Genomic DNA, 24,578 nt, shown 5'->3' with positions numbered 1-24,578 from the left:
AGGATCGCTGGCTAACCCGAACCAACCAGTTCAGCATTTACAGTAAATTTATTCTGAAGATCACAAAGTCGACTGCGTACCAGCCGACTTTGTTTTATTTTACCCTGGCTGCGCCTTTTGTGTAAGGCTGCTTTTAAAAGTTTTGAATAAGGTGAAAATTGTTCAAAATAATATTGACCCCATGAGACCAATCTACATTGTTGTCCTTTTGCTTGCTCTTTCATTTTCCACAGCCACTGCCCAGTCATCCCTTTCCATTCCGCAGATCATGCAGGGCCAGGATTTCACGGGCTACTGGCCGTCCAGTCCATGGTGGTCAGAAGATGGTAAGACAATCTACTTCGACTGGAATCCTGACAAGAATCCGAGCGATTCACTATATAAGTACGTAGTTGGCTCCAATGGCCCCGTGAAGGTAACCCCGAAGGAGAGACGGGCTCTTCCGCCCAGACGAGGCACCTACAACAAGGCAATGACCAAAAAGCTGTACGAACAAGGCGGGGACGTATTTGTCCTGGATCTGAAGATTGGAGCAACTACGCAGGTAACAAATACGACGGGCAGAGAATCTGATGCCTACTTTGGCCCGGATGAAAAGACCATCCATTTCACCTACGACAACAACCTGCTCTCCTGGGACATTTCAACGGGCGTTATCTCCCAACTTACCAACTTTAAAGAGGGCTCCGAAAAGAAGCCCAAGAAGCTATCTGAACAAGATGAATGGCTAAAAAATGATCAGCTGGGGCTCTCGCAGATTGTGAAACAGCGCCACGAGGAAGATGAGCTGGAAAAGGAAATCCGAAAGGCAGACCAACCAGGCAGGCCAAAGGAAATTTACCTTGAGGGCAAAAGCGTGTCGGGTATTAAAATGAGCCCTGATGGCAAAATCATTTCTTATGTTCTATTTAAATCGGCGGACAATACCCACAATACCATGGTGCCTGAGTTTGTAGCTGAGTCAGGCTACACGGAACCAATCAATACGAGAACAAAAGTGGGCTCCGAGTTATCGAAAAGGGAAGTTTGGATGTTTACGCCTGCCACAGGAAAGGTGATGCAGGTGAAAACCAATGATTTGCCGGGGATTAAAGACAAGCCCGATTTTTACGCCGACTATCCAAAGCTTGATACGATGAAGGCTTTCGAGAGAGAAGTGTTCAGCTTTGGCCCTTTTTGGGCTGACGACGGGTCGAAGGCTATTATGGTGTATCGTTCGGTAGACAATAAAGACCGGTGGATCACTTTGCTGAACCCTGAAGACGGATCGAATACGTTACTGGATAGGCAAAGGGATGAGGCCTGGGTAGGCGGCCCCGGCGTGGGGTGGTCAATGTATTCTCCCGGTGACATCGGCTGGCTGCCTGACAACAAAAGAATTTGGTTTCAGTCGGAAGAAACGGGCTTCTCACATTTATACTTACTGGATGTAGAGAGCAAAAGCAAAAAGGCTTTAACGGTTGGAAAATATGAGGTGTACGATGTAAGCTTGTCCAAAGGCAAGAAGTCGTGGTATTTCAGCAGCAATGAGGGAGACCTTGGACAAAGGCACTTTTACAAATTGCCGCTGGAGGGAGGTAAGGCCGTGAAAATTACATCACAGGTCGGAAGCAACGATGTCACGTTGTCGCCGGACGAGAGGAACCTGGCCATGTTATATTCAACAGCCAACAAACCCTGGGAATTGTTTCTCATGCCGAACAAACCGGGGGCAACGATGAAGAAGATTACCTCGTCAACTACGCCGGAATTCGACGCATATAGCTGGAGAACGCCCGAGTTCACTACTTTCACAGCCAGGGATGGCACTGAAGTGCCAGCGAGGCTTTATAAACCGGCTAATCCCACACCCAATGGCCCGGCGGTTGTTTTTGTGCACGGAGCTGGCTACCTGCAGAATGCGCACAAATGGTGGAGCAGCTATTACCGTGAGTACATGTTCCACAACTTCCTGGTAGACAATGGCTACACAGTGCTTGACATTGACTACAGGGCCAGTGCAGGCTACGGCCGTGACTGGCGCACTGCCATCTATCGGTTTATGGGGGGGTGGGATTTGTCCGACAATGTTGATGGGGCTAAGTTTCTGGTAGAGAAACACAGCGTGAGCAAGGACAAGATTGGCGTTTATGGCGGTTCCTATGGCGGCTTTATTACGCTGATGGCATTATTTACCGAGCCAGACGTTTTTGCGGCTGGTGCCGGCCTGCGGTCTGTTACCGACTGGGCTCATTATAACCACGGCTACACGTCTAATATCCTGAACACACCTGTGCTGGATAGCATTGCCTATCGCAAGTCGTCGCCGATTTATTATGCAGAAAACCTGAAAAAGCCGTTGCTTATTGCACATGGCATGGTCGACACCAATGTGCACTTTCAGGATGTTGTTCGGCTGTCGCAAAGGTTGATTGAGTTAGGTAAAAAGGATTGGGAAATGGCTTTGTATCCGGTGGAGAATCACGGCTTTGTGGAGGCTTCCAGCTGGGCCGACGAGTACCGGAGAATTTTCGAGCTATTTGAGAAAAACCTGAAAAAGTAGCTTTTCAGAAAGGAAAAATAATGGGGATCAGGATGCTTGCTACTATCCAGAACACCAGGGAAAGTGGCCAGCCTACCTTAAAATAGTCGGTAAATTTGTAGCCACCGGCACTGTATACCATGGTATTGGTTTGGTAGCCAACTGGGGTCATGAAGCTGGCGGATGCAGCAAAGGTGACAGCCATTAAAAAAGGCGTGGGGCTTAGTCCAAGCGACTGCGCCGTTACGATGGCAATAGGGGCTAAAAGTGCTGCGGTGGCATTGTTGGACATCATTTCGGTCAATAGTGCGGTAACCAGATAAAGACCCGACACGATGGCAATTGGCCCAAATTCGCCCAGAGAATCAATCAGCGAGCTGGCAATGACGGCAGCGAGGCCACTTTTTTGCATCGCCACACCAAGGCTGAGGGCGCCAGCCAGCAGAAAGACCACTTTCCATTCAATAGCCTGGTACACCTCCTTCATCGTGATTGATTTAGACACCACAAGTATGGCGGTGCCGGCAATCGCTCCAATCATTATATTGACGAGATTAAAAGCCGCCAGAAACACAATGGCGCCAATGATTGTCAGCACAAAAAGGAACCGTTTCTTTTTAAAGTCCATCACACCCTCTTCTGAAAGGATAAGGAAAGGGCTTTCGTGGTGAGTCTCTTGTTTTTTGAGCTCAGTCAGGTGGTGGGTTTTTATTTCCGCAAGGATAACGTCTCCAGCCTTTAACGCTACCTCATGCAAGTGTTCGTGGAGCACCTCTTCACGATGGCGAATCGCCAGGGGAACAGCACGGTAGCTTCGCCGAAAGTCGATTTCTCTAAGAGTTTTTCCCTCAAAACTAGATTGAGAAGTAATGACCAACTCCACCAGCGTCATACCCTGGTTGTTGAGGGCTTCTTCACCAATACTTACGGCAGATTGCGATTGAATTTTTACCAGGTCTTTGAGCCCTTTGATCTTTTCAACATTGCACCGAACTTTCAGTACGTCGCCGGAGAGCAGCACCATATCGCCGGGCGGAAGCCCATATTTTTGTCCATTACGTCGAACTTCCAGGATATCCATTTCCAGTTCCTTGACAATCGGGCTATCCATGATGCGCTGACCTGTGAAGGCCCCATCTTCTTTTAACTCAATTTCAGTAAGGAAGTCCCGGAAAGAAACACTGCTTTTGAATCCTTCGGCCACCGATCGGTCGGGAAGAAGTTTTATTCCAATGAAGGCGATATATAATGTGCCAATCACAAGAAAGATCAGGCCAAGGGGAGACATTTCGAACATGCCAAACTCGGGCAGTCCGTTTTTCATTGCCACACCCGACACGACTATATTGGTAGACGTGCCTATCAGAGAGCAAACGCCCCCAAAAATGGATGCGAAGGAGATAGGAATGAGCAGCTTGGACGGACTTATATTGCTGGTGTGAGCGATCTGCACAGCAACGGGGATAAATACCGCCACCACTGGTGTATTGTTGACAAAAGCCGATGTGAACCCGACAAAGAGCACGAGGCTGATCATCCCAAGAAGGTAATTCGATTTGAACAGGCCGGCAAGCTTGGGCGTCATTAGCTGAAGCGCACCCGTTTTGAGCAGCGCCGCACTGAGAACAAACATGAAAGCCACGGTAATGGTGGCGGGATTGGCAAAGCCCGCTACACCTTCCTCAGGGCTGATAATGCCGAGGAGAACAAGTGAAGACAGGATGAGTAATGCAACAACATCGATTGAGAAGAACTCAGTGACGAATAGCAGTACTGCCACTACTATCACGCCTAATACCAACCATGCATCTAGCCCCATATTTTCCGAATAAGCGGGCAAATATTATAAAATCTATAAACTATACCAAATTAGTAGACTTTTGGACGAAGAAATAATTACTTTTGAACCGATTCCTTTTCGATGATGGAAGCCAGGGTGTTTTGCTTTAGGATGTGAACGGTTTCATTTCTAACGGCCATAAATACATCCCGGATACCACAAGTTTCCTCGTCTTTACACTCCTCGCAGCGTTCATAATATTTGTAGGTAACGCAGGGAAGTAACGCAATAGGACCATCAAGCAAACGCATAACATCAGCGACGTTCACTTCTTCAGGGGGCTTAATGAGGTAGTATCCGCCGCCCTTTCCCTTTTTACTGGCGAGTATGCCTGCATTTTTCAGATCAAGAAGAATAGCCTCAAGAAACTTTTGGGGGATGTTTTCCTGCTCGGAGATATGACTAATTAGCACCGGGCCCTGCTCGAATTTTTTGGCCAGGTGAACCAGCGCATTAAGTGCATACTTGGTTTTCTTTGAAATCATTAACAGCTACTGAGTTGACAGCGCAACAAATATAACTATATAAATAGAACCCGAAGAAAATGGTGTGCGGGATTCCATTCCTAAAAAATTTGTTGGTGCCGTTGAGATACTTCTATAGCTTCTCAAAAAATATTCCATGAAGAGAAGAATCGTTTTGCTGCTGCTGCTGGTTTTGAGTTTTGGAAGCGGATTTTTTGTCGCTTCGAAGCACCCTTTTTCCAGGAAGGACATAGGCTCCGCACAAAAACTTATCGGTTTGCAATTTAGCAAGGGCAATGTCGACACTATGTTCAGCTATCTGGAAAGGAACCTGACGGGTTATGAAGCGATGAGAAACCTTCGGTTGCCCAAGACAGTTGTGCCGCCTCTGCTTTTTACCACCAATTATCGGGCGGGCTCGAAAGAACAGCACAAAAAAATCGAATGGTCTGTGGAAGCCAATCCGGATGCAGTTTCTGAAGAGGAGCTGGCTTTTTTAAGTGTCGAACAACTTGCTGCGCTAATCAAAGTAAAAAAAGTTTCTTCAGTTGAGCTGACTCAGCTATTTCTCAGCCGGATTAAGCAATACGACCCAACGCTGCTGGCGGTGATAACCGTAACAGAGGAGCTTGCTTTAGCCCAGGCTCGAAAAATGGATGAAGAGCTTGCCGAAGGTAAATACCGGGGCCCGTTGCATGGCATACCCTACGGGATTAAGGATTTGTTTGCGGTGCAGGGTTATCCCACCACCTGGGGTTCAAAGCCGTACGAGCATCAGGTGCTGGATTACAATGCTACAGTGGTAACAAAGCTTGAGGAGGCCGGGGCCGTGCTGGTGGCGAAGCTCACCTCAGGTGCTCTTGCCCGTGGCGACGTTTGGTTTGGTGGGCAAACGAAAAACCCCTGGGATACCACACAGGGAGCCAGCGGCTCCTCGGCCGGAGTGGGATCGGCCGTGGCTGCGGGGTTAGTGCCATTTGGTATTGGTACGGAAACTCTTGGCTCCATTGTTAGCCCGTCTTCCCGCTGTGGTGTGACCGGGTTGCGCCCCACTTTTGGAAGGGTGAGCCGATCCGGCTGTATGAGCCTGAGTTGGAGTATGGACAAGCCTGGGCCAATTGCCAAAACAGCCATGGATTGCGCCATTGTGTTAGAGGCCATTATGGGGCCTGACAACCTCGATCTTACTGTCGATGATGTTCAGCTGCAGCATCCGGCGGTGCTCTCGGTCAAATCGTTGCGAGTGGGCTATTTGAAGGGCATGATGGAGAACGATAGCACAGAGTTGGGGAAAAATGCCATTGGCCTGCTCAATCGACTAATGGAGGCAGGTTATGAAATGCAGGAGGTTGAGTTGCCTGCTGAGGATTCAATTCCCTACAGCGCTTTTGACGTAATCCTTAGGGCCGAGGCCGGTGCTTTTTTCGACGAGCTGGTGCGGAGCCACGAAGTCGATAAAATGGTCGAGCAGACGGGCGGATCGAGGGCTAATTCGCTAAGACAATCGAGGTTTATACCAGCCGTGGAATACCTTCAGGCCAATAGGCATAGACAGGTGTTGATGGACAAAATGGACGAAACCATGGCTGAAATTGACATACTCATTGCACCTACTTTCGGTCGCCAGCTATTGATAACGAACCTGACAGGTCATCCGGCGCTGGCATTTCCCACAGGTTTCGACGACAAATCGAGACCAACAAGCCTTACCCTGGTCGGTCATTTATTTGAAGAGGAAGAGCTGGTTGCCTTTGGATCAGAGATTCAGGCACTGACGGACTTTCACCTACAGCATCCTCCGATGTTCAAATAGAAAACCCTTCTGTCGCAGACAGAAGGGTTTTCTATTTGCTATAGGAAGTGATTTTTATTCGCCCACCATTATGAACGCACCCCAGTAGTATGGCTCAGGGTATTTTTTCTTCAGGGCCTTTTGTGCATTGATAAATGAGGCGTGCTTATCACCTGTTTTCAGCCAACCCTCATAGAAGTGAGTCATGAGCTCTTGTGTGGCGTCGTCATCTACCGTCCACATAGACATGATCATGCTTTTGGCTCCTGCCACTCTGAATGCTCTCTGAAGCCCGTAAACACCCTCTCCGTTTTGAATCTCGCCAAGACCCGTTTCACAGGCGGATAGCACAACTAGTTCAGTACCATCAAGGTCGAGGTTCATTGCTTCGTAGGCCGTTAGAATTCCGTCGTCGTCTGTCATTTCGCCAGTGGCCAGAAAGCTATTGGCACCTGCAAAAATAAGCCCCGACTTGAGGAGTGGGTTTTCTATATACTTCGTGTCAATCGCTTCTTCAGGCTTGGGGTCTTCCAAAAAGAACCCATGGGTAGCTACGTGCAAAGTGCGTGGATAACGGACGTCCTTGAGCGAGGTCTCAATGGCATTGTCACCAAGTACAATTTCCGACGAGGTTTTGCTTGACGCATAAAGGGCGTTAATTTTTTCCACCTCCACTTTTGTTCCCGGAAGAAGAGCCAGTAGGTCGTCGCTGTTGATGTAGCGGTTGAGGTTTCCTCTGATTCCTCGTGGAAGGCCCCTGGAAGCTCCCCTTGTTAAGCCACGACTGGCACCTTCTTCACCATCTGAGCCTCTTGACCCCCGTGTTCCCCGAGTACCTCCCCTGGTGCCCCGCACCTCACGACTGTCGCCACGGCCTTCGGCGGCGGCGGTAACCACGCTCGCTGCTATTGCGTCCTCAGCCAGGATGTCTTCAAAGGCTCCTTTATTGTAGTTGGGATAGCCTATGAGCACCGCCTTGCCGTCCTTAGTCTGAAAGGCCGACGGTTTTCTTTCCTCTACGAGGTCTTTGGTATTGGTTACTACCTGAATCTCTATTTCGTCGAGGGTGTAATTGCCGGTATCCGGGTTTCGCAGGGTATAGATACTGATTTGGTTAAAGGCTCCATCTGGTGACAAATACACCTTTTTGACGCCTTCTAATTTATTGGCGATAGGCTTCCAGAATAGCCCGTATGAGAAGTCTTCTTCAATTTTGTACCGGATGGCATTCCTGTAGTTGGCCAGGTAGCGATCCTCCATTTGGTTACCATTTCTTATAATCACAAGGTCAGGGTTGTCCTTTGTGTCACTGCGAACAACCAATGCTGCATAATAAACATTGTCGGTAAAAATGCCGCTCGAATCGGGCTTGAATTCTCTAAAGCGGATAATTTCTACAGCCGCTTCGCCAGGCTTAAGCTTGTCTCGTACATTTTGCCAGGTGTAGTCTTTCTTCACAAACGTATTCGAGAAAGCAGCCGAAGCAGTACTTAACTCCCTTTCAAGGGTATTGGCAATGTCAGACAGTGAGTCAATTTTTCGATTTCTGATGTCGAGTTCCTCATCATTGGAGGAATATAGTTTGGCAATTTTTTCCTTCTGACTTATCCAATCCTGGTACTTGTTGATGATCACCGTGTCACCGCTGTTGAGGATGCTTTCACGCACTTTGTTGGTGGCATACAGAATCAAGCCTTTCGTAGCCAGCTGAATATTGTACATATCGCCAATAAGGGCAGGGTTGTCTTTGAACCTGTCGATGGCAAAAGAATTAAACTCTTCAAAGGCAGTTCTTAACTTGGTATAGTAGAAGGTTGCTTTTTCGTCTTCGCTAAGAATGGGGAAGTAAGCGTTGATCTGAGTGAAAAAGTTATCAAATGTTTCCTTGTAGAATGCTTCGGCACCTTTTGAGTCCTTTTGGGCCCATTTAAGGATAGCCAGCTTATTTGTCGTTTCAGCATATTTTGGATGAGTGGCACCCAGCGCTCTTTTCCTTATTCTTAAAGATTCGTTGTAATACTTATCGGCCTCGCTATAGTTTTCCCGTTTGAACTGAAGATTACCCATGTTGTGTACGCTATTGGCGTAGTCCGGATGATCATCTCCCAATACGGCTTTGTCAGTGGCCAGCACTTCGGTCATTGTGCTGAGAGCCTTTTCCAGCTGGCCGTCGTTGATATACGCAAGTGCCAGGTTGGCCTGGGTGTAGGAGTAGTCGAAGCTTTCAGTGCCCATAACGCCGCCGATGATGCGCAACGCTTCTTCATACGCTTCAATGGACTGAGCATGATTGCCCATATAGCTATAAACAGACCCAAGAGCGTCGAGAGAATAAGCGTAAAGTGGAGACTCCGTTCCATACAGTGTTGAATCTATTTTTAGCGCCCGTGTGAAGTAAGTAATGGCATCGTCGTAAAGGCCCATTCTGAATTTAACGGCACCTGTATAGTTGTAAATCAGGCTTTTTACCTGTTCGTTTTCTCCCTGAAGTCTATCGAGAATTGAATTAGCTGCCGTGAGTGTTTCCTCGGCTTCTGAATAGCGGCCAGCAGATTGATAGAGAAAGCTCAAACTTCCCAATGCGACAACATAGTCGAGTGAAGCACTCCCGACGCTATTTTCCAGCAACTCAAGTGCCCTTTCGAAAGTCCTTTCTGATTTCGAGTACTCTCCGGTAGCGGTGTATAAAATGGCGAGGTTGGTGACCACCGAAGGATAATTCGGATTGTCACTATCAATCTCCCGCATCAGTTTTCTCAGTGTTGTTTCGCTGTCTTTGTAGCGTCCCATGCTCTTGTAGAGGTCAGCAAGGTTTTTCACCGTTCTGGCGTACTCCTCACTTTTATTTCCATAGGTCTTTTTGTCTTCGTCGACCAGCTCTAAAAACAGCTTTTCTGACTCCTGATAGTCTCCAAGCCCCATGGCATAGAAAGCCAGGTTGAACAACAAACCGCCATAATTGTATTCTGACTTATCCTGAATGGATTGTCGTAGGGCATATTCCTTTTTGTAGTAATCATATGCCTTCATGGGGTCGCCCTCCACATCGTAGGACTCACCCAAAAACGAGTAAACCAGGGCCGTAAGGGTGTCTTTTTTAGGCTCGGAGAACTTCAGAAGATCAGCTTCCAGATCAAGAATAGTAGCATAGTCATAATCGTCATAAGCTTTTTTTGCCTTCTCAAAAGTCTTTTTGAATGGCTTACTGTAAAACTTGTACTGGGCTGATGCAGGCAGAAATGCCGACGCCATAAAAAAAATCAGAATGCCTTTAAAAATCAAAATGTGGGTCTTCATGAACCGTCAGATTTAGGTTGATTGCTTTAACCGAACAAGTTACAACATAGAAATATAATAATCCCAGAAAAAAATTGGATTTCTCTAATTCAAATATGCAAGGTAAAAGTTGACTTACAAATACCCTGAAGACGGTATTTCTTGAAGATCATGTGTAAATTATTTTTGCTGATGGCAGCTACTTAATTCGTTTTATTGCTTATTTTTAAGGTATACATCCACTTCCCGGCAAAAACATAAATGAAAAGACTCCTCTATAAGTCCCTAATGGGGCTTTTTTTTGTAGGCTCTCCCCTTTTTGTGTTTGAATCATTTTCGCAACAAATTGCTGTAAAAGGTCTTGAAGATACAGCTATTGGCAACAACGCCCTGGGGGCGCCCGACCTTGCTGACGGTACCGATTTTGGGAACGTCCCGGCGGTAACAACCGGAGCCAGAATACTGACCCTGGAAAACCTTGACGTTTCAGCGCTAAACGTTTCGTCCGTAAGCTCCGACAATCCTCGATTTGCCATCAGCGGTTTCACAAGTGGGATTGTTGCCCCGCTTTCAACCCAGGTTTTTACGATCACTTTTACACCCATTGGTCTAGGGCCGGAAAGTGCTTTGATCACTATTATTTCGGATGACGGCTTTGGAAATGATACCTATGAATTCAATATAGCAGCTTCAGCCATTGATCATTTTGAGACGGCTGTGGCTGGCGATTGGTCTGACCTGGCAACCTGGGGAAGCACTACTACGCTTCCCGGGTCTTCAGACAACGTTGTCATTTATCACGATGTCACCTTAGATGTCGATGCTGTTGTCAATGATTATACTTTGGATTTTGTCAACTTCGACTTTGGCACTTTTGATCTGGAGGTGCTTGGCGATCTCGTCGTTGGGGGCGTGTTTCAAAGCCAATCAGGTGCTGTACTTTCTTTAACGGCTAATGGCCCCCAGTCTTTGGATTTCGGCTGCGAAAATATCCAGACCGTTGTTTTCGGAGGCTCTGGGATTAAAAGTATGACTGGTTCGGGTTTTGACGTGCAGGAGCTGCTTTGGATCAAAGATGATGCCGTGCTACAGGCAAATGGCATACGCATAGCGCTTGAGCAAAATGCAAACTGGCTGGAACAGGACAATGGGTATTTTGATCCCGGGTATGACTATCACACGACCTACCTGAGAGGTACGTCACATAATATCACAACCAATACGGGCAGCCGTTTCGGTTATCTACAAATCAGTGCTGACGTAACTTTTAGCACCAACATAGATGCTGTGTACTACATCGGCCTGAACGACGTCGTACTTAACATAGGAGCGAATACGTTATATGTAAAGGAGAACTGGCAATTTGATGGCACCACCTCTTTTTCGCTCAATCACGACCCGGGTGCGCTGATTGACTTCCCTTATCCTGGAACGCTGTATTTCGGCGCCAATGGAGGCGAGGTCTATCCGGAAGTGCGAATCTCCGGAGGGGGCAATGCAAGCTTCTATGGCTCAATTTATTTTGGCGAGGAATTAAATATTGACGACGGTCAGCTGAACGCAAGTGACGTCTACATGTATTTTACCGGGGCCAATGGCATCAATGTTAGCAATGGTGCATCTCTCGCTATTTTTGGTAGCTCAGGTCTGAATTTTGACGTGGGCCAAATCAGCAGCGACGGGAACGTCTTGTTTCAGGGCTGGGACTGGGAATCGTTTGTGTCAGTTACCGGCAATGGTTTTACGATAGAATCTGCGGGGGGCTCGGCTGAGATTGGTGCAACCTATACCTCGTTTTTCGGACTTGGGGGCAATGGGATAAGTATTCTCGGCGGCTCTGTTAGCTCCTCCACCTACAATTTTTCAAACACAAGATTCAACGGAAACGGAACAGCGTTGCTCACATTTGGAGATGTAGACGTTACCGACCCCATAGCGGGTGCTGAATTTTACAGCGGGCCAACTTATAACGTGCAGAAGCTTGCCGGAAGCCAGACGGTGACATTTTTTAATGCCACAGGAGATCTGGCGGGAGAAGAATTTGAAAATCAGCTTTCGGGTAATATCCTTTGGACATATCTGCAGAATGCTATCAGCTTTACCGGCACTGAGTATGTAACCGGCGATGGCATTTCGCTGCCTCAGGGCAATAGCCCTAGAACGGTTGAGGCGTGGGTCCGGGCAAGTGGCACCAACGACGACATATTTAACTACGGCACGCCAGTGCTCCGGTTTGGTATCGACAACAACCGAATATTCTTGGGCGAAGCATATACCGAACCCATCGTTAGCAGCGGAGAGTGGCAACATGTGGCTGCCTCTTACAACGGAACAGCGATAAGCTTTTACCTCAATGGAGTGCTTGTAGAAACCGAGAACATCTCTGCCCTTGCAACATCCGGTAACGATTTCATGATAGGGCGCTTTGATGACTCCTACTTCAATGGAGAAATTGATGAGTTGCGGATTTGGAATACTGCAAGAACGCAGAGCCAGATAGCTCAGGCCATGTTCCAGAAGGTGATCCCGTTACCGCCCTCTCTTGTTGCTTACCTTGGCTTTGATCACAGCTCTGGCGCACCCATCGAGTTGATTTCACAAACGGGCACCAACCAATACAATGACCCGACATATGTTGCCTCTGACGCTTTCACACCCATATTACTTAGGCCCTCAAATGTAAATTATGATTATTTTACCCTGAACTGGGTGCCTGTTTATCACGCCTCTTCGGTCGTATATGAGCTGGACGACGATGATGACTTCAGCTCGCCGATTGATGCCGGCTACACCAACTCACCCTACGGCGCTTCGGAGAATATCTATGTTAACCTGACAGGGTATTTGAACACAAAGCTCTATCTGCGAATCTATTATGACGACGGTGAGATCAGCGACTATTCCAACACGATGGAGTTTATGGTGACCCCAGGAAACGCAATTCATTTTGATGGTGCGGAGGACTACGTATTGGCTCCGGCTTTTGACTTTGTGTCCAACAGTTTTACTATTGAAGCCTGGGTGCGGCGGGACGACATTGGTCCGGGATACGAAATGCTCTTCAGTATGGGGCCTGAGGCTCCGAATAATCGGCTGCACATTGGTTTCAATAACGACGATTTCTTTTTCAACTTTTGGGCGAATGATCTTAATATACCTGATGTAGCCACCGAAGCTGGTACCTGGCACCACTGGGCCATGTCCTACAATTCAACCACCAATGCACGAATGGTGTTCAAAGACGGGGTGATGGTGGGAAACGATGTTTCCACTAACGATTTTTTTGGCACCGGATCCTTGGAAATCGCCCGGTACGTGGACAATACTAACCATTTCGACGGCAGCATCGACGAAGTCAAGATTTGGGATTATGCGAAGACTGACTTTTCTGACCGTTTTTTCAGCTCTTCCGGCAAAGAGCAGGGCTTGCTGGCCTACTACGCCTTCGATGATGACGCCGGCAATATTTTGACCGATTACTCTCCGGCACACCAGGATGGTTTGCTGATAAATATGCTCGGTTCTGAATGGGAGGCCTCGGAAGCGATGACGCCACGCCAGTATCAAATCACCTATGCAACTGAATACGGGTTTACAGCCAACTGGTCGGCCGCCGCTGCAGTTGATGTTTATCTCGATACTGATACTGATCCCTCATTTGGGGGCTACCAGTCTCGCTTTGTTGGCAATGGTTCACTTTCACAAAAAGCTATTACAGCCTATTCAACACCAGGGCAAAAATATTATTCCAGACTGTACTTTACTGACGGGTTTAGTAGCAGCCCTTATTCGACGACCGTTGAATTTATGACGATGCCGGGCAATGCACTTGACTTTGAAGATACAGACAATCACTATGCGAATCTTGGCAATGCAATGAGCAACCAGCTTGGTGGAGCTACTGCGCTGACGGTGGAGGCTTGGGTAAAACGGGAATCCTCAACACTGAATCAACCTATCGTTACCAATTTTAATACTGGGGGGGCGTCGGGTATGCAATTTTTGTTTAGGATTGATAATGATTATCCGGCTCTTTGGTTGGCATCTGGTGATCCTAACTCTTATTCATCAGTCGTCGCAACAAGCCCAATACCTCTTAGCACGTGGACGCACGTGGCGGCTTCCTGGGATGGTAGCGATGTAGTCATATATATCAATGGAACTCAAGTATTTTCAGGCCCATTGGCGGCCACGCTGCCTATCTTTTCCAATGACGTAACTATTGGAGGCAATTCGGGTGTCGATTTTTTTGACGGCCAGATAGATGAGCTAAGAATTTGGAGTATCACCCGATCAGGGAGTGAAATAGCTAACAACCGATTTGCTACGCTTTCGGGGTCAGAAGCTGGGCTGCTGGCTTACTACAGGTTCGACCAGCTCACAGGAGATATTCTCCCCGATCTATCTAAAAGTCAGTTTGATGGTCAGCTGAATAACGGGCTTTCCAATACACCGGCTGCAGATGGCGTAACATACGGACCTCTTTGGACTGCCTCTTCAGCGATGGAATCAACAACGCTGCCGGTTGCTCCGTCCGGACTTATCGTCTACCGAACAACAGCACCGGGGGATCTACAGTTTAGCTGGAGCGATAATTCAAATGACGAAACAAGCTTCAGGGTAGAATATGCCACTCTATATGATTTTTCGGATGGTTCTGAATTTATAGCGGTGGGCGCAAATACAGAGTCTATCGAACTGGGTTTGGGTGAGAACCAGACGGGGTTCTTTAGAGTAGCAGCTTATAACGCTGCCGGTGTTAGCTATTCCAATGTTGAATCGGCCTCGACGGAAGTCTATCCTGGTAGAGCTGTGTCATTTGATGGTGTTGACAATTACGTAGTGATACCACATAGCCCAGATTTTGACTTTGGAACTAACGACATAACCGTGGAGCTGTGGTTTCGGGCCAGGTCAGTTGGCCAGCTCTTTCAAAAAATGAATGCAGGTACGGGCTTTGGCGGATTCAGTGCGTTTGTAGACACAGATGGCTTGAGTATAACTATTTTTGATGACTTAGGAAACAATGGCGGAACCCCGCTGGCGACGGGTAAAGACTATCGGGACAATGTATGGCACCATCTAGCAGTAAGTATTAACAGAACGTCAAACTTATTGACCTTGTATGTAGACGGGGTAGCGTCAGGCACGATCAATTTGACGTCCCTGCTGATCACCACGGGCAGTATAACCTCAACGGATGGATTTTATATCGGCGCTTACCACAACAATTCGGGTTCGCCTTTTACCGCAACTTATATTGATGCTGATGTTGACGAGTTCAAGGTGTGGAACAATTTAGCCAAAGCCGACTTTTCAGACCGTTTTCAGCCTCTCAATGGCGATGAGCAATACCTCGTGGCTTACTATCCTTTTGACGAGGGAGCTGGATTGAAAACCGTTGACCGGAGTATTAATGTCAATGACGGAGACTTGCTGGGAGCCTCCTGGGTTGTTTCCGACGCCGGTGTGCCAAATACGCCTGAAAATCTTTGGGTAAAGTACACGAATGGACAGGTTTATCTCAATTGGGACTTTGTGAGTACCATCGAGGAAGGGTTGGCGGTGGAGCGTTACCACAATGGACCGGGTTACGAGGTTCTACAGACCTTAGCTCCCGGTAGTGTTTTTTTTGTGGATACCGACGTGCTTGAAGGAGAAAAATATTACTACCGTGTTGCGGCATCAGCGGGCCCCGTTCTTTCTGACTATTCCAATATTGTATTTGCAGATATTACCGGGTCGGGCAATGCCATAGTTCTTGATGGGCTGGACGATTACGTGGAGATTCCAGACGTATCAAGCCTTGACCTTGCCACCAATTTTACCATTGAGAGCTGGGTTTACGTCAACACACTTCCTCCGACGGACTTTGAAGGGATTGTTTCCAAATGGGACTCAGATCTAAATGAGAGATCCTATGGACTTGCCATATCCACTACCGGTAATGTCATCCTGGCAGTGTCGGCTGATGGTGTTTCTACTTTTGTTTTAAGCTCCAACAAGTCGCTGGAAGCCGGAAAATGGTACCATGTAGCTGCTACATTTTCGACAAGTACAACAGCGCAGCTTTTTATCAATGGTAAGCTAGATAAAGTGCAAAATTCGGGTCTGCCCGGCTCTATTTTTTCTGGTAGTGCCCCTGTACTGGTAGGCAGCTTCGGCGTGGCTGCCGGCGATGAAAATAAACTTGATGGATTAATTGATGAACTCAGGATTTGGGATGTGGTAAGAACTGACTCCGAGATAGCCGAAGCGGCCCATGCCAAGCTCAATGGTGATGAATTCGGTTTGGTTAGTTACTACAATTTTGATGAACAGGACGGAATTATCGTTAGGGATCAGGCTGGAAATAATGACGGTATAATTAGCAACTCTGCGGGGCAAGAGTGGGGTGAGTCAGGTGCATTTGCTCCATTTCTTTACCAGGCAACAAATGCTGCAATCGAATCATTTGACTTGAACTGGGCAGAAGTACCCTCAGCCGAAAGTTACCTGATCGCCTTTACGGCCAACCCATCCTTCAACTCTGAACTATTACAGTTTTTCGAAATCAACGAGCAGTCAGGCTCGGGTACCGTTTCGACGTCTCTGCTACCCGGCACCAAATATTATGCGAAGGTTGCTTTCAAAAAAGGCAACTATACCAGCCCGGCGTCAAACGTCACAGAGTTTATGACCGTACCCGGCTACGCCCTTTCCTTTTCCGGCAATACTTCTGGCGAGGTAGTAATTGTCCCGGCAAATCCGACCCTCAACCTCGGCGTAGGTACCTGGGAGGCTTGGGTAAATATGCAAGCGCTCGAAACCTCCAGGATCATTTTTAAAGACAATGGGGCTGGCCTCGGAATGTACGAGCTGTTTTATAATGACATAAACTCCAGGTTTGAGGTTGAAATTAAGGTGGCTACAACGACCTACCAGGCAATTTCCAGCGTAGTGTCCTCCACAGGCACCTGGAATCACCTAGCTTGCGTTTTCGATGGAACGTCGCTTAAGATGTACCTGAACGGGGATTTGACGGAGACTACTACCATTAGCGGCGTGATAGATGCCAACCCAGGTGCGCTGGGCATAGGTGGCGATCCGGATGGAAATATATCCTCCAATGCCATCATCGATGAAGTACGGATATGGAATACCCCTCTTTTAGAATCTGAAATCCAGAATAACATGTTTCGCACGCTTACCGGCTCGGAAGCAGGCCTGGTGGCGTACTACAGGTTTGACGAGACAACTGGCTCGGTATTACCAGACCTTAGTGTGAACGGGAACACTGGAACACTGGTGAACTCACCTGCCTGGGTTTCGTCAAATGCTTTTGAGCTTGATACTGGAGGACCCGTGGGAGTTGTCTACGTTAAATCGGATGCTTCAGGAAACAATGACGGAACATCATGGGCAGACGCCTTTGTGGACTTACAGGCAGCTTTGGCGGCTGTAGTGGATGGCGATCAAATCTGGATTGCGAATGGTACTTACAAGCCTGATGGCTCCGCCCCTGGCAACACTTCGCTTTCGTTCATTGTTTCTGTTAATGACCTGAGCATTTTTGGCGGGTTCAGCGGCACGGAGAGCAGCTTGGCCGAAAGGTATGCTGACCCATCGCAGACGGTATTGACTGGCGACCTCAATGGTGACGACGACTTAATTTTTTCTAATATGCTGGATAACACTAACAACGTTGTCCTTATTAACAATGTCACAGGTGTCTATATTGACGGACTGACCATCAAAGGAGGCAATGCTGCCGTCTACGGAGGCGGAATTTCCTCTTCTGCGGCGGATTTTACGCTCAACGAGGTGTTCGTTGAATACTGCATTGCTGGTACAAGTGGCGGGGGTGCATATGTAGTGGGTGGCGATGTCACCATTCTCAACAGCCATTTCCAGAATAACTATGCCACGACTGGCGGCGGAGCCTATCTGAATACATCGGAGCCATTTATCTATCGCAGTGTTTTCCAGTACAACGACGCAGTTTCCGGCGGAGGGCTTTATCTGGATGGGTCGAACCTGATTGACAACTCAGTTAGCTACTACAATAAGTTTCTCTACAACGGAGCAACCGCTGTCACAGGCGGCGGTGTGTACTTAAAAGAGAGTTACTTTGAAGCTTTTCAGAACCTTTTTGCTGGTAACAACGCCTACGACTACGGTGGGGCAATTCATGTGGATAATCTTTCCACCTTTGTTTCTGTCAACTCCACAATAGCTGACAATGCGTCGAATGATGGCACCGGAGGACTCAACTTTTCTTCCGGAGCTACGATTCTAATCAACAACACTATTTTTTGGGGCAATACGTCAGCAGCCCAGCTATCCAGCTATCAGAGTATCAATAACGGGGGGCATTCGCTATGAACAACTCTATTGTTCAGGAGTGGGATAAGAATATCTATACTGCGGCTGCAGCAAACAATGTCAATAATTTCGACCCACTGTTTGTTAATTCGGCCAATGGAGATTACCGTCTATTGCTTGCTTCTGCGGCGATTGACATAGGTAACAATATTGCGCTTGAGCAGCCATTTTATATCGATATTTTCGATGAAGACCAGGACGCTGATTATTTGGAATACGCCCCCCTGGATTTGGCAAAAAACCCAAGGTACTATGGTTCCTCGGTAGATGCTGGTGCATTTGAGCACCAGGGCGGCCCGGATCCAGTGCCATTTCTTTATGTCGACAGCAACGCATCGGGAAATAACGATGGTACGTCGTGGGCCGATGCCTTTAATGACCTTCAGGATGCACTTGCGGCAGCCACTGTTGGGACAGAGATTTGGGTGGCTGCAGGCACTTATTATCCTAGTGGCGACGACCCTTCAGTTTCGTTCGTTATACCTTCGGGAGTATCGCTGTATGGAGGATTCAGCGGAACGGAGACTGATCTTTCGCAAAGGGATGTGGTTTCTAACATCACTATTCTGGAGGGGGACTCTCCCAATTTTCTTAACAGTTACCTCGTTGTTTACATTGCAGGATCGAGTAATAACGCTCGTTTGGACGGCTTTACAATTAGCGGAGGAAACGGTGAATACGGCACCGATAATTATGGAGGCGGCATCAAAATAGAGGGTGGTGCGGAACCGGTTTTGGCCAATCTGACTATTCAGCTTAACCAAAACGACTTCGGTGCTGGTTTATACGTCAACGGAGGCATAGTAACCATTGACAAATCGAATTTTGTCTCGAATGCTGTCATCAATTTTGGCACAGGCGGTGCTATTTATGCTGATAATGCGGTTTTGATAATCACTAATACCAGATTCGCAGACAACACTGCCTGGGAGTCAGGTGGTATTTATCTTTCTAACAGCTCATTACTAACGGCAGTAAATGTTGATTTTGACACTAACAGTGCATTCGGCTTAAACGGTGGAGCCTTGGAGGCAGTCGATTCCGATGTGTCAATCACCAATGGCAGGTTTTATAATAACTATGGAAACCCCGGAGCGGGTATCCTTTTCAGCTCCACTTCTGCAGACCATGACCTGGAGTTGAGTCAAACTACTTTTACTACTTCCTCCAGCAGCGACGGTGTTGCCATACGATCTTCAGGAGGCTTTTATTCGAGCGCAACCATTGCCAACAGCATTTTTTGGGCAAATGTTGGAAGCCAGATCAATATCGTGGATGACGGATCCAACCTGAGTGTGTCCAACTCGATCATAGATGCCTGGAATATCACTGACTACGCTGGTTTTTCTGGCTCGATCATGGAGTCTAATGTCGGGACGGGAGATCCATTGTTCACGAATATTGGCACGGGTGATTTGACAATAATGGAGGGTTCATCAGCTCAGGATTTTGGAGATGTGCTTTTGTTACCTTTCGACGATCTGGATATCGATGGAGATAATGTCACGGTCGAGATTTTGCCTCTTGATTTGGCGGGGAACCCAAGGGTGTCTGGTAGCGTCCCTGATGCGGGAGCCTACGAGTTGCAGGTAGCTGGAGGCCCTTTCGTTGTTACGGAATCCAATATTGAAGTGGAACCATCTCCCGTGCTGGCCAACAAGCCCAATATCGTGGTAGCGGGAATTTCGATCAACATTACCGAGGCCACCACGTTGAATAGTGTCACGTTCACTACCAACACTGACTTGGCGCAGTCGCTTGGAAATTACCGGTTGTTTCATTCACCCGATTGGAACTACGTTCATCTTGAGGAAGACCTCGTAAGTGGAACCCCGTCTTTTTCGATGTTTGACGTTTCTTTTTTCAGTCTTTCTTATGCGCTGAGCATTGGCGACCATTATTTTTATTTGGTAGCTGACGTGGCCGATGACGCTACGCCTTCAAGTCCAGCGATTACCTTTAGCATGGACGAAACCGGCTTGACTTTTAGCAACGGTACAGTGGCGGCGTTTTCCTACGCTAGCACCGAGTTGGCCTTCACGGCAAACCCTAACTATTATGTCACGCTGGTAAACGAAACAGGTGGCGAGATAACAGCCACCGCCGGACAGCAGGATATAGTGCTCGTGGAGGTATTTGTAGAGGCAGACCCGTATGGTGAATTCAGCGGAGTCACACTTAATTTCTCTGCCGACCCCTTGGCTGAACTGGAAAATTTCAGGTTGGTGGTTTCTGACGATGATGCGCCTGATACGCCTGTCGATAATACTTATTTCCCGAGCGAATTGAACGGATCGTACGCCGCCTTTAATGGACTTACCGAGAACATTTACAGCGGAGCAGGTAAATACTTTTTCTTTTTGGCCGATGCTCAAGCGGCAGCATCGGGTACTGTTTCACCCATCACCTTTTCTTTGGACAACGGAAGCTTTACGCCTGTGTTTGGAGCGATGTCAGGAGTAAGCATTTCCAGCGACCCGCTGACTGTTTTACCACCGGGCGTTAACCCTCCTTTGGTAGATACCAATACAGGCATTACCGTCAACGAAGGCGCTACACACACCATCCAATTGACCGAGCTAAGCGGTAGTGACGCCGATTTACCTCCGGCGTCCAGCCTGGTTTATAATATTAGTACTTCTGCATCATTTGGTCAGGTACTGTTAAGTGGGCTTCTAACCACATCATTCACACAACAAGATTTGATTAACGGCACCGTAAGCTATCAGCACGATGGAAGTGAAAACTTTATTGACGGCTTTGCTTTCACACTTACCGATGGATCCAACACCACAACTACAGTCTCGGTTAATATTACCATCGTCCCGGTCAACGACTTGCCGACATTTACGTTTTTCACCAACGCAATTACCACTACCCTTGAAGACACAGAAGTGCAGATTACACTGGCGCAATTGCTAGCCCAGGGAAACGAAACCGACGTAGACGGCACTGTGATGGGATTCAAAGTAACAGCCGTTACCAGCGGTAGCTTGAAAATTGGAGCAAGCGCAGGCATTGCTACCCCGTTTGTAGCTACCACTAATGATGTTATCGATGCAACAAATAATGCCTATTGGACGCCGGAGGGAAATGTAAACGGACCAGGTATAGGAGCAATGGAGTTATTGGCCGTCGACGATGGTGGTGGAGTATCGGCTACTGCAGGAGTGATCGCCAGTGTAAATGTTACAGCAGTGAATGATGCTCCGGTGTTTGTGGAGCAAAGTTTTACAACTGTTGAGAATGATGCAGCCTTTGAGGCGCAGCTGGTATTTAGTGATGTGGATTCGGATCCATTGAGCTTCTTTATAGCGAGTGGCAATACAGGCGGTACTTTTGCTGTTGACCCCAGCACTGGTTTAATTACAGTAGCTCAGGTAGTGGGTTTAGACTATGAAACGACTCCTGAATTTCAGCTCAATGTTGGCGTGACCGATGCGGTGGATTCAGTGGTTGCCATAATTACTATCCAGCTTACTGATGAGCCTGAGGCCCCCGTTGCTCTGGCTGGCAGCAATGTGACGACCTTTGGCTTTACCGCCTATTGGAATCAATTGTCAGGGGTTGACGGCTACCGCCTTGAAGTAGCTACCGACGCCCTTTTTACGACCAGGTTGACTGGTTTTGATCCAAAGGAACAGACTGATACAACAGTTATTGTAACTGGCCTGTACCATGCAAGTAGCTACTACTACCGATTGAAGGCCTTTGCAGGAACAGCTGAAACGGCCTACTCAAATACCATAGAAGTAAAAACGCTCCATTCCGCAGAGCTAACATCTGACTCCACAGCTTTGGTGAAGATCTACGATGAAATGGGCGGTGCAGGCTGGACAAATTCAGCAAACTGGAAAGCAGCCCAGGTGAGAGGTTGGTCGAGCGTTGTTGTTGAGAACAGCCGGGTGACGGCCCTGAACCTTCCCTCCAACAACGTTACGGGCGCTTTCCCAACGCTGACAGGTACCGAGCTAAATGCTTTAATACAACTCGACTTGGCCAATAACCAAATCACCACGGTGCCAGCCAATGCTAACCTGGCAGCACTGCAAGTATTGGATCTGTCTTCCAATCAACTGGACTTTGGCTCCCTGGAGCAGTTTGCAGGAGTAACGACGTTTAGCTACTCACCGCAAGCGGACTTGTTTACCGCAGTTGACCTGCTTCAGGAGCGAGGAGAGCCTTTATCCATTGACCGGACAAGTGCGGGGGCTTCAAACCAGTATCAGTGGTATAAAAACGGAACAGCCATCGATGGTGCTACCGGGCCGGTGTACACGATAGCCTTTCCAACATTTGCTGAGGAAGGAAGCTATACAGCTCAGGTTAGCAACACCCAGCTGCCCAACCTTACGTTGACCACGCTTCCAATAACACTTCGGGTAAGCTCATTGGAACGGGACAGGCTTATATTGACCGAGCTTTATAACCTAACGGGGGGCGATAGCTGGAATAATAATACAAACTGGAACACAGCTGACATAGCGAGCTGGTTTGGGATCACAGTAGCGAACGACCGTGTTACAGGCATAACCCTTCCGTCCAACAATCTGGTAGGTGAATTGCCACTACGTCTCGGTGACATGCGAAGGCTGACAGCTATCGATATCTCCAACAATGAGGTAAGCAGCTTACCAGCTCTGACTAACATCATAGAGCTCACCACCTTTAATGTGAGCAACAACCGGCTACAGTTTGACGACTTGGAGCCCAACGTAGGTATTGCCAGTATCAACTACGCCCCTCAGAAACTGACCGGCCAGGCGAGAGACGAAAAGATAGCTGTGAACACAGCAGTAACAGTAGAGGTACCCGTTGGTGGTACAGCCAATAGCTACCAGTGGTACCGCAATGGCTCACCGATAGCAGCAGGAACCAGCAGCACCTATCAACTGGGCCCGATAAGGTATGAGAACATGGGAAGCTACGAGCTGGAGATAACCAGCAGCAAAGTGGCAGGGCTGACCTTGCGAAGCGAAGTACAAAGAGTGCTGGGCACGGCCATGATAACAGGCAGCATTATCGACCTGAACAACGCTAGTGTTGCCAATGCAAATGGTGCATTGCTGGGAGTAAAGACAGGTGCCTATGATACGACAGGTTTTTACACAAGTAGCGACAATGGTGTGCTTACAATCAACGATGTGGTACTGGGAGACTATCTATTGTACGGCGAGCAGGACAAACAAGTATACATCCCGAGTTACTACCGCAGCACGATCGACTGGGTGTTTGCTGATCTGATCCAGCTAAGAGACAATATTGGCGACCTGGTGTTGACGATGGTTAACGTACCGAGGGAATTGACGCCAGCAGATGGAGACAACACGTTCAAAGGTCTTTTTGAATCAGACTTTGGGGACACTGGAGGCAAGGTGCTTGACCGCAGCCGTGTGCAGGGAGCAGGCGTTAGTGTGAGCCGGTCACGGTTCAGAGCTAAGGACAATGAAGATGACTATGAGCTGATCGCCTATGTTCAGACAGATGAAACGGGTCAGTTTGAGATGAACAACCTGCCTGATGGAGACTACCGTGTCAACATTCAGTATCCGGGTATTCCGATGGATCCTACATCGTTTATCGACTTTCAGTTGGGGGGTGGCAGTGGTGTTGAGCAGAACAGCATCCGTATCAATGCGTTGGCTACGCCAACTAAGATTGTGGTGACCAAGGTGGAAGAGACAGGCATCTATCTGGATTACTTCAAGGGGCTGGTGGTGTATCCGAATCCAGCGGATGACTATATCACGATCAGGTACGAAAAGCTTGTAAAGGGCAGGGTTGAAGCAGAGCTGATAGACATGACGGGCCAGACTTTGCGCAGCAAGATGCTAAACACCGGAGGGAACGAGGGCATTACGTTGGACGTAACCGAATTAAGAAACGGGATGTATATCCTTCGTTTCCACGACCTTGAGAACAAAGGAGTCAACATCACCTCATTCAAGATCTGGATAAGTAAGTAAACAAACCCCCTACAGGCATCAAAGCCAATACGATGACATCTACGACGGACGCTATCGTATAATAGGCACTTTGATGAAGCAAATGCCATGGACAATAGCCATTTAGCGACATTTTGCCCGAACCTGTGCCAAATGGAGCGGAAGTGGTGCCATACAACCGTTTAAAAACTTTTCATCAAGGATGGGCTCTTAAATAGTTTTTTTTATCATTTGAAGTTATGTTTACAACAGAAGCAGTCTGGAAACTGTTCCCTTTGCTGTTTTAAGAGCCTTTGCTTGCCCCAGCTATTGTATAATTTCTTTTGAAAGGGCTCAAATTGAGCACCTAGCCAACTTCATTCGTTCAGGTTTTTTT

7 protein-coding genes are annotated in these 24,578 nt (G+C 47.9%); 4 read left to right on the top strand and 3 right to left on the bottom strand.

Translation table 11 applies throughout. The annotated features are described in order from the left end of the window. Positions 1-181: 181 nt before the first annotated feature. The gene (locus ACMVP2_RS10435) at positions 182-2,542 is read left to right on the top strand and encodes a prolyl oligopeptidase family serine peptidase (protein ID WP_416867658.1); all 2,361 of its coding nucleotides are present in this window, start codon (positions 182-184) and stop codon (positions 2,540-2,542) included. A gap of 4 nt (positions 2,543-2,546) precedes the next feature. On the opposite strand, the gene ACMVP2_RS10430 is transcribed toward ACMVP2_RS10435, so the two are convergent. Together ACMVP2_RS10430 and ACMVP2_RS10425 are read right to left on the bottom strand one after the other, a co-directional pair. Further along, entirely contained in the window at positions 2,547-4,340 is a 1,794-nt protein-coding gene (locus ACMVP2_RS10430; RefSeq protein ID WP_416867657.1) for an SLC13 family permease, read from the bottom strand. Positions 4,341-4,417: 77 nt separating this feature from the next. Further along, positions 4,418-4,846 (bottom strand): Rrf2 family transcriptional regulator, encoded by a 429-nt coding sequence (locus ACMVP2_RS10425; protein WP_339791050.1) that lies wholly within the window; start codon positions 4,844-4,846, stop codon positions 4,418-4,420. Between the two features lie 136 nt (positions 4,847-4,982). On the opposite strand from ACMVP2_RS10425, the gene ACMVP2_RS10420 reads away from it, so the two are divergent. After that, complete coding sequence (locus tag ACMVP2_RS10420; RefSeq protein ID WP_416867656.1) at positions 4,983-6,638, top strand: amidase; 1,656 nt, start codon at positions 4,983-4,985, stop codon at positions 6,636-6,638. Positions 6,639-6,692: 54 nt separating this feature from the next. On the opposite strand, the gene ACMVP2_RS10415 is transcribed toward ACMVP2_RS10420, so the two are convergent. Next, the gene (locus ACMVP2_RS10415) at positions 6,693-9,914 is read right to left on the bottom strand and encodes a CHAT domain-containing protein (RefSeq protein WP_416867655.1); all 3,222 of its coding nucleotides are present in this window, start codon (positions 9,912-9,914) and stop codon (positions 6,693-6,695) included. A 240-nt stretch (positions 9,915-10,154) separates the two neighbouring features. Between ACMVP2_RS10415 and ACMVP2_RS10410 the strand changes: the two genes are divergently transcribed. Together ACMVP2_RS10410 and ACMVP2_RS10405 are read left to right on the top strand one after the other, a co-directional pair. After that, positions 10,155-18,257, top strand: a complete 8,103-nt coding sequence (locus tag ACMVP2_RS10410; protein ID WP_416867654.1) for a LamG-like jellyroll fold domain-containing protein — start codon at positions 10,155-10,157, stop codon at positions 18,255-18,257. Next, complete coding sequence (locus tag ACMVP2_RS10405) at positions 18,254-24,223, top strand: cadherin-like domain-containing protein (RefSeq protein WP_416867653.1); 5,970 nt, start codon at positions 18,254-18,256, stop codon at positions 24,221-24,223. Before ACMVP2_RS10410 ends, ACMVP2_RS10405 begins: the two co-directional genes overlap by 4 nt. Positions 24,224-24,578: the final 355 nt, after the last annotated feature.

It is taken from the genome of Imperialibacter sp., from assembly GCF_048007035.1.
Classification (GTDB): Bacteria; Bacteroidota; Bacteroidia; order Cytophagales; family Cyclobacteriaceae; genus Imperialibacter.
This window is presented reverse-complemented; position numbering and strand designations above follow the sequence as displayed.